Origin of the sequence: Pseudoxanthomonas dokdonensis (assembly GCF_001431405.1) — a bacterium.
Taxonomy (GTDB): Bacteria; Pseudomonadota; Gammaproteobacteria; order Xanthomonadales; family Xanthomonadaceae; genus Pseudoxanthomonas_A; species Pseudoxanthomonas_A dokdonensis.
The window spans coordinates 221,854-233,683 of sequence record NZ_LDJL01000004.1 but is presented as its reverse complement, the minus strand read 5'-3'; the positions used below and the strand labels follow the sequence as shown (position 1 = coordinate 233,683).

Annotated in this window: 14 protein-coding genes; 10 read left to right on the top strand and 4 right to left on the bottom strand. The window is 65.8% G+C overall.

Annotated elements, in window-relative coordinates; translation table 11 throughout:
- Positions 1–153 precede the first annotated feature (153 nt).
- On the top strand, positions 154–831 hold the full coding sequence (locus ABB29_RS04155; protein WP_170185844.1) for a sensor histidine kinase: 678 nt from the start codon (positions 154–156) through the stop codon (positions 829–831).
- Positions 832–850: 19 nt separating this feature from the next.
- Positions 851–2,566: an EAL domain-containing protein gene (locus tag ABB29_RS04150; RefSeq protein ID WP_057657345.1), complete on the top strand. Its 1,716-nt coding sequence runs from the start codon at positions 851–853 to the stop codon at positions 2,564–2,566.
- Between the two features lie 13 nt (positions 2,567–2,579).
- Here the strand turns inward: ABB29_RS04150 and ABB29_RS04145 are convergent, their stop codons facing one another.
- From ABB29_RS04145 to flgA, 4 genes are all read right to left on the bottom strand, one after another.
- Complete coding sequence (locus tag ABB29_RS04145) at positions 2,580–3,779, bottom strand: ATP-binding protein (protein ID WP_057657344.1); 1,200 nt, start codon at positions 3,777–3,779, stop codon at positions 2,580–2,582.
- A 156-nt stretch (positions 3,780–3,935) separates the two neighbouring features.
- Positions 3,936–4,313 carry a flagellar protein FlgN gene (locus ABB29_RS04140; RefSeq protein ID WP_057657343.1) on the bottom strand — a complete coding sequence of 126 codons (378 nt, stop codon included), beginning with the start codon at positions 4,311–4,313 and terminating at the stop codon, positions 3,936–3,938.
- Entirely contained in the window at positions 4,310–4,618 is a 309-nt protein-coding gene (gene flgM / locus ABB29_RS04135) for a flagellar biosynthesis anti-sigma factor FlgM (RefSeq protein WP_057657342.1), read from the bottom strand. The genes ABB29_RS04140 and flgM overlap by 4 nt, the downstream gene beginning before the upstream one ends.
- Positions 4,619–4,796: 178 nt before the next feature.
- Complete coding sequence (gene flgA, locus ABB29_RS04130; protein ID WP_057657537.1) at positions 4,797–5,462, bottom strand: flagellar basal body P-ring formation chaperone FlgA; 666 nt, start codon at positions 5,460–5,462, stop codon at positions 4,797–4,799.
- Between the two features lie 133 nt (positions 5,463–5,595).
- On the opposite strand from flgA, the gene ABB29_RS04125 reads away from it, so the two are divergent.
- From ABB29_RS04125 to flgH, 8 genes are all read left to right on the top strand, one after another.
- Positions 5,596–6,546, top strand: coding sequence for a chemotaxis protein (locus tag ABB29_RS04125; protein WP_057657536.1), 951 nt, complete (start codon positions 5,596–5,598; stop codon positions 6,544–6,546).
- 77 nt (positions 6,547–6,623) lie between these two features.
- Positions 6,624–7,022 (top strand): flagellar basal body rod protein FlgB, encoded by a 399-nt coding sequence (gene flgB, locus ABB29_RS04120; protein ID WP_057657341.1) that lies wholly within the window; start codon positions 6,624–6,626, stop codon positions 7,020–7,022.
- A gap of 3 nt (positions 7,023–7,025) precedes the next feature.
- Positions 7,026–7,433, top strand: a complete 408-nt coding sequence (gene flgC / locus ABB29_RS04115) for a flagellar basal body rod protein FlgC (RefSeq protein ID WP_057657340.1) — start codon at positions 7,026–7,028, stop codon at positions 7,431–7,433.
- Positions 7,434–7,457: 24 nt separating this feature from the next.
- A complete protein-coding gene (locus tag ABB29_RS04110; RefSeq protein ID WP_057657339.1) occupies positions 7,458–8,129 on the top strand; it encodes a flagellar hook capping FlgD N-terminal domain-containing protein in 672 nt (223 codons plus the stop codon).
- Between the two features lie 42 nt (positions 8,130–8,171).
- A complete protein-coding gene (flgE, locus tag ABB29_RS04105; RefSeq protein WP_057657338.1) occupies positions 8,172–9,392 on the top strand; it encodes a flagellar hook protein FlgE in 1,221 nt (406 codons plus the stop codon).
- Positions 9,393–9,418: 26 nt separating this feature from the next.
- Entirely contained in the window at positions 9,419–10,168 is a 750-nt protein-coding gene (locus ABB29_RS04100; protein WP_057657337.1) for a flagellar basal body rod protein FlgF, read from the top strand.
- Positions 10,169–10,344: 176 nt separating this feature from the next.
- A complete protein-coding gene (flgG, locus tag ABB29_RS04095; RefSeq protein WP_057657336.1) occupies positions 10,345–11,130 on the top strand; it encodes a flagellar basal-body rod protein FlgG in 786 nt (261 codons plus the stop codon).
- A gap of 8 nt (positions 11,131–11,138) precedes the next feature.
- On the top strand, positions 11,139–11,822 hold the full coding sequence (gene flgH / locus ABB29_RS04090; protein WP_057657535.1) for a flagellar basal body L-ring protein FlgH: 684 nt from the start codon (positions 11,139–11,141) through the stop codon (positions 11,820–11,822).
- The last annotated feature ends 8 nt before the right edge of the window (positions 11,823–11,830 follow it).

Below are 11,830 nucleotides of genomic sequence, written 5' to 3'. Positions count from 1 at the left end.
CGTCGCCAGCCAGCGTCAGCCACAGCGAGCCGGGCATTGCCCGGCTCGTTGCGTTCGCGGCGGTAGCCGATGGCCAGCGACATGGCATCCACGTCACGCCTTCAGCCACACGGCGCTGGCATACTGCCGGCTGTTTCCAGCCACTACCGCATGATGTCCGACCGCGTCCCCGCCCCACCTCGATCAGCCATCCCCGATCCAGCGTCGCTGGCCGGACTGTTCCAGCGTGAGGAGCAGCTGCGTGAACGGATCGGTCGCGCCCTGCACGACGATATCGGCCAGTCGGTATCGGCGATCAAGATGACCGCGCACCTGGCCGCCGACGAGCTCGACCCGAAGCAGCGACGCGAGGACATGCAGGCGCTGGTCGAGATGGCCGACGAGGTGGTCGCGCGGCTGCGCGAGCTGCATGCCTGCCTGTACCCGCCGCAGTTGCCGGTGCTCGGGCTGGTCGCGGCGCTGCGCGCCGAACTGGCCCGCCACAGTGCGGCCAGCGGCATCCCGATGTCGATGAACGCCGAGCCGCCGAGCGAACGCGCGCCAACGATGATCGAACAGGCGGCATTCCGCATCGTCCAGCAACTGATCGAGCAGGCGCTATCGCGACCAGGCATCCGCCAGATGGAGGTTCTCCTGCGCGGCGATGACTCGGCATTGCCGCTGTGGATCGAGCTGCGCGTGGCCTGCGATGACGCTGCCGATGGCATGGTGCCGGACAGCTGCCAGCTGCGTGCGTTGAGCGTTGGCGGCGAGCTGCGTGGGCAGGGCGATCACGACGGCTACCGGATCAGCATCCGCCTGCCCTATCCTTGCCTGTCCCGCGCCCCATGAACGCCCAGCCTCAGGCAGCATGAACTTCCATCCCCGCACCGAAGATCCCCTGCGCCGGCTGGGCAGCAGCGAAGCGCGGCTGGGCGGGCTGGTGCAGGACGCGGTCGCCGGCGGCACGCCGCTGGCCCTGTTCCACATCGACATCGACCATTTCCGCTCGATCAACGAGAACATGGGCGTTGCCGTCGGTGATGAAGCGCTGGCGTTGATGGGCCAGCGCCTGGTCGATGAATTTTCCGCGCAGGCGCTGATCTGGCGGCATGGCAGTGATGAGTTCGTGGTGGCAATGCCACGCGATGCCAACGCACCGAGCCCGCAGCAGTTCGGCGAACGCCTGCGCGACGCCATCGAACTGCCACTCAGCGTGCTGCCCTACACCCTGTTCCTCAGCGGCACCGTCGGCATGGCGTTGTGCCCGGAGGACGCCAGCGACGTCGGCACCCTGCTGCACCACGCGGAGAATGCAGTCAGCCAGGCCAAGCATGAGGGGCTGAACCTGGTCCGGCGCTACACCGCCGGCGCGCCGATCAACCTGCGCAGCGACAGCATGGTCGCCCGCCAGATCGTCAACGCGATGGCCAACAACGAGTTCCAGCTGTGCTACCAGCCACAGATCAACGCCCACGACGGCCGCGTGGTCGGGATGGAGGCGTTGCTGCGCTGGCATTCGCCGGCACTGGGCGTGCTGGCGCCGGAGCGCTTCATGCACGTGGCCGAGAAGCTCGGCGTGATCGTGCAGATTGGCGACTGGGTGCTGAAGCAGGTCTTCGCCCAGGCCCGCATCTGGCGTGACCGCGGCTTCGATGACCTGAGCGTGGCGGTCAATGTCTCGGCGATGCAGCTGATGCGGCCGAGCTTTGTCGATGAAGTGCTGGACGCGGTCCATGCCGCTGGCATTCCCGCCAGCATGGTGGTGCTGGAAGTACGCGAGAACACCCTGGCCAAGGACATGAGCGTGGTCCACCGCACCCTGGCCCACCTGCACCGGCAGGGTATCCGCCTGACCCTGGACGATTTCGGCATGGGCGATTCCAACCTGGATTCGCTGATGCGGTTCTCGGTCGACAAGATCAAGATTGATCGCAGTTTCATCAAGGGCGTGCCCAACAGCAGCCGCGAAGTGGCCATTGCCTGCGCGATCATCGCCATGGGCCACCAGCTGGGCATGAAAGTCATCGCCCACGGTGTCGAAACCGACGTGCAACTGGGCTTCCTGCGCCGCAACCACTGCGACATGCTGCAGGGCCATCTGTTCGGCGAGGCGGTCAGTGCCGAGGAAGCCGGCGCGGTATTGCGACGCCGCTACCTGCGCGCCGAGTCATTCGCCGCGATCAAGCCCGACCGGGCGCTGTTGCTGCTCGATGACGAGGAAAACATCCTGCGCTCGCTGGTGCGCCTGTTCCGCCGCGATGGCTATCGCATCTTCTCGGCCAGCAACGTCAACGATGCCTTCGACCTGCTGGCGACCAACGATATCCAGGTGATCCTGTCCGACCAGCGCATGTCGGACATGAGCGGTACCGAATTCCTCGGCCGGGTGCGAGTGCTGTATCCCAACACCGTGCGCCTGGTGCTGTCCGGCTTCACCGATCTGGCCACTGTCACCGAAGCAATCAATCGCGGCGAAATCTACCGGTTCCTGACCAAACCCTGGAACGATGACGAACTGCGCGACCACATCCGCCAGGCATTCACCGCCCACGAGCACCAGTCGCAACTGCGGCAAGGCATCTGAACCGCGCTGGCGGCTAGCCGTCCTCGCGTGGCAACTGCTTGATCGGCAGGCTGATGCGGAAACACGAGCCCTGCCCCGGGACACTGGTGACGTCGATGCGCCCCTGGTGCTTCTTGATGATGCCGTAGGAAATCGACAGCCCCAGCCCGGTGCCGCTGCCGACCGCCTTGGTGGTGAAGAACGGATCGAAGATGTTCTGCAGGATGTCCTCAGGGATGCCACTGCCGCTGTCTTCGATTTCCACCCACACCTCGTCCGCTTCGACGTCGGTACCGGTACGTACTTCGATGGTGCCGCGCTCCTGGATCGACTGGCCGGCGTTCAACAGGATGTTCATGAATACCTGGTTGAGCTCGGAGGGCATGCATTCGATCATCGGCAGCTTGCCGTAGTGCTTCTCCAGCGCGACCTTGTACTTGAGCTCGTTCCAGATGATGTTGATGGTTGAATCCAGACCGTGGTGCAGGTCGGCGCGCTTCCACGCATCATCACGATCGGTATGCGAAAAATCCTTGAGGCTGCGGACGATCTGGGTCACCCGTTCGATGCCCTCGCGCGACTCGGCCATCAGCTGCGGCAGATCGCCGGTGATGAAATCGATGTCGTAGCGCGCGCGCATCTCGTCGATCTCCGGCAGCATCTGCTTGGGGTCGGCGGCCCGCAGCGCACGCTCGTACATTTCAATCAGGGCGAACAGGCTGTGCAGGTATTCCTGCAGCGAACCGAGATTGGAATGCACATAGCCAATCGGGTTGTTGATTTCATGCGCGACGCCGGCGGCGAGCTGGCCGATCGAAGCCATTTTCTCCGACTGCACCAGTTGTTCCTGGGTGCCGGCGAGGCGGATCAGGGTCTGCCGCAACTGGGCATGGCGACGCTGCAGTTCCTGTTGTCGTACATGGGCGTCGCTGACGTCATGGAACATGATCAGGAAGTAGCCGGCATCGCCGGCGTCGGCATGGAAATACGCGCTGAGGCGCAGGATGCGGCCGTCATCGAGGGTGATCATGCCGTTCCAGCGGCCATCATTGCGCGCCGCCTGCAGGCCGTCGACCGGGATCAGGTCGAGCAATGCCTGCAGGACATCGTATTGCCTGGGCACCAGCGCCAGCGCGGCCTCGTTGGCATGCAGTGGGCGGCCATCGCCGCGACACATCAACACGCCGTTTTCCATCAACTGGCCCAACGCCTGGATAGTGGAAAACGCGGGCATGTCGGCTCGACCCTGGGGTATTTCTGCGGGAGATTTCACGAACACGGAACCTGGACGACGCGATGCGACATGAGCGACCCAGTATCGACAAGCCCCGCAGCCAGGGCAAGTTGCAGCGGTCAGCGGCACGCGCCAGGCCGCGCCCTGGCTCGCCGCTCAGACCACGGCCAGTGCGCGTGACGCCTGCAGGGTATCGGTCTGGCCGCGGGCGTCGTAGGCGCCGGAGCTTTCGCTGCGGCCGAGGTGGCGCAACGCCCAGTTGACCTCGCGGCGGCGGCGCGCCAGCAATGCGCCATTGGCCTGGTTGGCCTGGTACAGCGCGCGCAGGCGGGGTTCCAGCGGGGTTGGATCAATGCCGGCGGCCAATGTCTCCAGCTGTCGCAGCGCCGTCAGTTTTTCGCCGGTGGCACTCATCAATGCCTCGACATCGTGATCCAGGATCGCCTGGCGCTCGCAGTCCAGCGCCTGCTGCAACGCCTGCATGCACGGTTCGATCAGGTTGGATTCGAGCGCGTTGGACACGGGCACGGTCATCCGCGCAGCTGTGCTTCCAGGCCGAGCATGCCGTCGGCGATGGCGCCGGCGTTGATCTGGTAGCTGCCGTTCTGCAGCGCGTCGCGCACTTCCTGCACCCGCGCCATGTCCACCGCCGATGCCGACGACAGTTCGCGCTGCATCGCCTGCAGGTTGGAGGCTTCGCCGGTCAGGCGCAGGCTGTCGCCGCCGCTGCTGGCCGCGACCGGGTCGGAGCGCTCGCCGCCAGCCTGGCTGACGCGACCGGAGACCGGACCGGTGCTACGGATGGCCGGGGGCGGCGTTCCTTCGATTTTCTGGCTCATGGGAGGGGTCCTGTTACGGGGTTCGTTAGGGTATCGGCCGCCATTGGCGCAACTTTAGTGACGGCGTGCACAGAATTCAAAACCGGCGCGGCGCACGCCATCGCTTTCCCTGCTCGACGGTTATCGGCCGCGTCCCGGTCATCTTTAGCGGCTGGCTGGCGGTGGCGGCCATCGCCTGTCAACGGCTGACCCAGACATCGCCACCGGCCCCGACCACGCCCTGGATGACACGGCGCGAGCTGAGGTTCTCGACCATCACCCGCTCGTTTTCGCCGGCATCGCCGAGTGCCTTGCCATTCATCCGCACCTCGGCGCCGCCACGGCGCGAAACCAGCGCCACGTTGTCACCGCGGCGAATCAGTCGCGGCGCGACCAGATCGCCGGGTGACAGCACGCTGCCGGCGCTCAGGGTGCGGCGGGCGACCTGGCCGACCGCCTGCATCGGGTCGGCGATGGCGGCACCGACGATGCGCGCGGCATCGCGGGTTTCGCTGCTGAAGTCGGTGGCGCTGATTGGCTGGCCGGCGGCAATGCCGCGGTTGAGCACCAGCACGGTCTGGTTGCGACGCACCCGCACCGGCACGAACAACCGCCAGCCGGCATCCTGCGGGCAACTGACTTCCACCGACTGGCTGCCGTTGACACGCGCGCTCAACGCACTGCCACACGCCGGCAGGCGCAGGTTGGCGTCCAGCGTCGCTTCGGCATCACTGCCGGCAGGCAAGGCCTGCAATGCGGCATCGCGGATCGAATCCACGGACTGGAAGCCACTGGCCAGCGCGTCGCCGGCGAGCAGCGAGGCGGCCAACAGCAGCGCGCCAGCGCAGAAGGAAGTACGTCGCATGTCGGCAATCCGCCACGGATGGGATTGCCACTGGCGATGCAATCGGCGTGCCAGCCCGTGGATGGGCCTGATTCCCGGCAGCGTGCGGATGGGCGAACGTTCAAGTCTGGCGCCGCCGCGCCGATATGCGGTCATGACCCAGGATCTGCTCAACCGAATCGACCAACGCACCCGCCTGGCGGGCCACAACCGGCTGGCGCTGCTGTTGTTCCGGCTTGGCGGGCGTCAGCTTTTTGGCGTCAACGTGTTCAAAGTACAGGAAGTACTGCAGAGCCCGCCACTGTTCCAGCTGCCGGGGCTGCCGGGCGAGTTCGCCGGCGTCGCCGACGTGCGCGGGCGCTCGGTGCCGGTGCTGGATCTGGGCCTGAGCATCCACCATCCCGAGCGCGAACCCGTCCCCGATGGCGCCCCGCGCTATCTGGTGGTGACCGAGTTCAACCGCTCGGTGCAGGGTTTCCTGGTCAGCGGCGTCGAGCGCATCGTCAACATCGCGGTCGAAGACATCCTGCCGCCGCCGGACCTCGGCGCCGATGCCAGCTACCTGACCGCGGTCACCCGCTTCCAGGGCGAACTGATCCAGGTGATCGATGTCGAGAGCGTGCTGGCCGACATCTCCCGGGCACGGATGGATGCGCCGCTGGCGCCGGAGATGGCGCTGCCGAGCGGGTCGCCGACGCTGCAGGTGCTGGTGGTTGATGACTCGCGGGTGGCGCGTTCGCAGATCCGCAGCGTGCTGGACCAGCTGGGCGTGGCCACCACCCTGCTGTCCGATGGCCGCCAGGCACTGGATCACCTCTTGCAGATACATGCCGCCGGTGAAGATCCGGCCCGCCGCTACGCGATGGTGATCTCGGACATCGAGATGCCGGCCATGGACGGTTACACCCTGACGACGGAAATCCGTCGCCACCCCGGCCTGGCCCGCCTGTACGTGTTGCTGCACACCTCGTTGTCGGGCGTGTTCAACAACGCCATGGTCGAACGGGTCGGCGCCAATGCCTTTGTCGCCAAGTACAGTCCGCACGAACTGGCCGAATACGTGCTGGCGCGGTTGAAGCAGGTGCTGGCCAGCCAGGCCGCCTAGCATCGGCAGCGCCCACGGCAGCGCCAGTGGCACGCGGCTTGCAGCAGCCCTGGCAACGGTTATGCCGGAGCCAAGCCATGTCCAACCCGATTTCCTCGTACCTCGGCGTCCACGCCACCGCGCTGCCCTTGCGCGAGCAGCGCATGCAGCTGATTGCCAGCAACCTGAGCAATGCCGACACGCCACATTACAAGGCGCTGGATCTGAACTTCGACGCTGCCCTGCGCAATGCCGCGGCGGCGGCCGAAAACAATCCGGCGGCACTGCGCACCAGCGACAGCCGCCACCTCGATGATCTGTCGTTGGCGCCGCAGTTGTACCAACGCCCCGGCAGCCAGCCCAGCCTGGACGGCAATACCGTCGATGCCGACGCCGAACGTGCCGCCTACGGCCGCGCCGCACTGGAATACCGCGCCTCGCTGAGCTTCATCGAATCCAAGGTGCGGACCATGCTGACCGCGATCACGGGGCAATAAGCGATGAGCAACCTGCCGATTTTCGACGTCGCCGGTTCCGCCCTGCAGGCGCAGTCGGTGCGCCTGAACACGATTGCCAGCAATCTGTCCAACGCCGATTCCATCGCCTCGTCGCCAGAGGCTGTCTACAAGCCATTGGAACCGGTGTTCCAGGCCCAGCCCCTGAACGAAGACGGTTCGCTGACCGCGGTCCGGGTCAAGCAGATCAGCAGCAGCGACGCGGCGCCGATCAAGCGCTACGAGCCGGGTCATCCGATGGCCGATGCCGAAGGCTATGTGTATGCGCCGGACGTCGATCCGGTGGCGCAGATGGTCAACCTGATTTCGGCCTCGCGCGGCTACCAGGCCGGCGTGGAAGTGCTCAACACCGCCAAGGAACTGGCGCTGGCCACTCTTTCCATGGGTCGCTGAGCGGCTCTTACCTGACGGCGGACCATGACCAGTATCAGCGACCTCAACAACAGCACCGTGCCGGTTATCGGCAGCTCCACCGCCAAGCCCGAAACCCTGGGCCAGGCCGATTTCATGCGCCTGATGACCGAGCAGCTCAAGCACCAGGACCCGTTGAAGCCGCTGTCCAACAGCGAATTCATCGGCCAGCTGGCGCAGTTCTCGACCGTGCAGGGCATCAGCGATCTCAACACCACCGTCGATGGCTTCAACAGCGCCTTGACCGGCGAGCAGGTATTGAAGGGCGCCGCCCTGGTCGGCCACGAAGTGCTGGTGCCATCGGCACAGGTGGCGCTGGGCGCCAGCGGCGACGGCAGCGGACTGGTGATGGCGCCGTCGGCGGGCAGCGTCAACGTCGAAATCAGCGATGCCACCGGGGTGGTGGTGGCCAATGTCGAAGTACAGGCCGACGGCAAGGGTGAAACCGCGTTCCGCTGGGACGGTACCAACGCCGCCGGGCAGCGGCTGGCCGCCGGCAACTACAGCATCAAGGCCACCCATACCGATGCCGCCGGCACCGCCACCGAGCTCGACACCTACGTCGATTCACGGGTCGAGAGCGTGACCATCGGCTCCGATGGGCTGTACCTCAACCTGCCCGGTCTGGGCACCGCGCCGCTGGATTACGTGTTGCGCGTCGGCAAATCGTCCACCTGAGCGGGCAGCGCCCGCACCTGACATCCCTCCGAGGAGTTCACCATGGCTTTCAACAGTTCACTGTCCGGCATGAAGGCGGCCAACGCCGACCTCAACGTCACCTCGCACAACATCGCCAACGTCGCCACCACCGGCTTCAAGGAGTCGCGCGCGGAGTTTGCCGAAGTGTTTTCCAGCACCGGCTACGGCCTGCTGCGCAATGGCATCGGTGCCGGCGTGCGGGTCACCAACGTGGCCCAGCAGTTCTCGCAGGGCGACATCAACCAGACCGGCCGTTACCTGGACCTGGCGATTGACCAGCAGGGCTTCTTCACCGTCAACAACAACGGTACCAACGTCTACACCCGCGCCGGCAACTTCCAGCCCGATCCCAACGGTTACGTGACCACCCCGGATGGCTATCGCCTGCAGGTGTTCCCGCCGCGCAACGACGGCTCAGGTTTCGATACCGGGCGCCTGGTCGATCTGCAGTTGCTGACCACCGACAGTCCGCCCAGCCCGACCACCCGGGTCAATCTGGGCGTCACCCTGCCCGGCAATGCCGCCGAGCCGACCATCAGCCCGTTCGATCCGGCCGAAGGCAACAGCTACAACGAAACCACCTCGGTGACCGTGTATGACTCGCTGGGCGTGGCCCATGCGCAGTCGGTGTACTACGTCAAAACCGCCAACCCCAACGAGTGGCAGGCGCATGTCTACGTCGATGGCACTTCGATGGGCGCGCCGACCACGGTGCAGTTCGACAACAACGGCGCGATGACCACGCCGGCCAACGGCCAGATCGCGCTGGCGCCGTTCACCCCTGCCACTGGTGCCGGCGTGCTGAACATGACCCTGGACATCAGCGGCACCAATCAGTACGGCGAGAAATTCGCCAAGAACGATCAGCGCCAGGATGGTTATGCCAGCGGCAAGCTCAATGAATTCAGCGTGTCGCCGGAAGGCGTGGTGTACGCGCGTTATTCCAACGGCGTCGATCGCGCGATCGGCCAGGTCGCACTGACCAACTTCAACAATCCGCAGGGCCTGGTATCGCAGGGCAACAACACCTGGACCCACAGTTTCTCCTCCGGCGAACCGCGCACCGGCGCGCCCGGCACCTCGGATTTCGGCCAGGTCGCTTCCGGCGCACTGGAAGCCTCGACCGTCGACCTGACCGAACAACTGGTCAACATGATCGTCGCCCAGCGCAATTTCCAGGCCAACTCGCAGATGCTTTCCACCCAGGATCAGGTCACCCAGACCGTGATCAACATCCGCTGATGGGCACCGGCGCGGGGGGCTGATTCATGGACAAGGGACTCTATGTGGCAATGACCGGTGCCCGCGCCTCGCTGCAGGCACAGGGCAGCGTCGCGCACAATCTGGCCAACGCCGACACCAAGGGCTTCAAGGCCGCGCTGGCGGCGACCCAGGCGTTTCCGATCCAGGGACCGGGGCTGCCGTCGCGGGTCGACGCGATGCTGGTCGACCCCGGCTTCAATGCCAGTGCCGGCGCGCGCATGGCCACCGGTCGCAACCTCGACGTGGCCCTGCCCGGCGACAACTGGCTGGCGGTGCAGGCCGCCGACGGAAGCCCGGCCTATACCCGCAACGGCGAACTCAGCATCACTCCCAACGGCCAGCTGGTGACCGCCAGCGGCCATCCATTGCTGGATGAAAACGGCAATCCGCTGGCGATCCCACCCGCGCAATCGGTCGAGATCGGCAACGACGGCACGGTTTCGATCATCCCGCAGGGCGAAGGCCCGCAAACCATGGCCACGGTTGGTCGCCTGCGCGTGGTCGATGCCAGCCAGGCGCAGTTGCTGCGCGGGCCGGATGGCCTGATGCGCACCGCCGACCCGCAACAGGCGCTGCCCGCGGCCACTGGCAGCAGCCTGCAGTCCGGGGTGCTGGAAGGCAGCAATGTCGATGCCGCCGGCGCGCTGGTGCAGATGATCCAGCTGCAACGGCAGTTCGAAATGCAGGTCAAGGTGATCCGCACCGGCGACGACATGGCGCAATCGTCCAACACCCTGCTGCGTCTGGGTGGCTGAGCCAGCCATGTACGCAGGCGCGCAGCGCGGCGACGGATTGCCGGCACCGGCACTGGCACGGGACTTGCCTTGAACCACACAGGGACGCACACCAGCGCACGGATGCAACGCAGCAGCTCGCGCGCGGCATCCCCTGCCCCGCGCGCAACCGGCAATCAGCACATGGGAGTCTTTGAATGAACCAGGCTTTATGGGTCGCCAAGACCGGACTGGACGCGCAGCAGACGCGGATGTCGGTGGTCTCCAACAATCTGGCCAACACCAACACCACCGGCTTCAAGCGCGACCGCGCCAGCTTCGAGGATCTGCTGTACCACCAGGTCCGCCAGCCGGGCGGTTCGACCTCGCAGCAGACGCAATTGCCATCGGGCCTGCAACTGGGCACCGGCGTGCGCGTGGTCGCCACCTCCAAGGATTTCCAGCAGGGCAACCAGCAGCAGACCGGCCGCGCCCTCGACGTGATGGTCAATGGCCGCGGCTTCTTCGAAGTGCTGATGCCCGACGGCACGCCCGCCTATACCCGCGACGGCTCGTTCCAGATCAACGCGCAGGGCGAACTGGTCACCAACAGCGGCTACCCGGTGCAACCCGGCATCCAGGTACCGGAAGGCGCGCAGTCGGTGACCATCGGCAACGACGGCACCATCAGCGTGACCATGGCCGGCGAAGCGCAGGCGCTGGAAATCGGTGCGCTGACACTGACCGACTTCATCAACCCGTCCGGCCTGCAGGCCCGCGGTGAAAACCTGTACTCGGAAACCACCGCCTCCGGCCCGGCGCAGAACGGCACCCCCGGCCTGAACGGTGTCGGCACGCTGGTGCAGGGCGCGCTGGAAGGCTCCAACGTCAACGTGGTCGAGGAGCTGGTCAGCATGATCGAAACCCAGCGCGCCTACGAAATGAACGCCAAGGCCATCTCCACCACCGACGCCATGCTCGGTTACCTCAACAACAACGTGTGATCACGGCCATGAAGTCTGCTTCCCTGTTGTTCGCCTTCGCCGTCGTGCTGGGCATCAGTGGCTGTACGCGCGCTTTCGGCGACGTGCGCCCTTATGCGCCGCTGGCGCCGATCCAGCCGGTGGTCGCCAATGCCGCCACCCCGACCCAGGGCGCGATCTATCGCGCCGGTCCCAGCCTGGATCTGTATGCCGACCAGCGCGCGCGCGACGTCGGTGATCTGCTGACCATCGACCTGGTCGAAAACACCATGGCCCAGACCACCGCCACCACCTCGGTCGACAAGAGCAGCGACATCAGCATGTCGGCACCGGAAATCGCCGGTGCCGCCCTGACCTACAACGGCCGCGATCTGCTCAGCGCATCGGTCAGCGGCGACCGCGGCTTTGCCGGCAACGGCAAGAGCGCGCAGAGCAACCGCTTGGTCGGCAGCCTGACCGTCACCGTGGTCCAGCGCCTGCCGAATGGCAACCTGGTGGTCCAGGGCCAGAAGAACATGCGCCTGAACCAGGGCGACGAACTGGTCCAGATCCAGGGCATCGTGCGCCCGGCCGACATCCGCACCGACAACTCGGTGCCATCCAGCCGGGTCGCCGAAGCACGCATTGCCTATGGCGGCCGTGGCGCGCTGGCGCAATCCAATTCGATGGGCTGGCTGAGTCGCTTCTTCAACTCGCCGATCTATCCCAACTGAGGCGATGA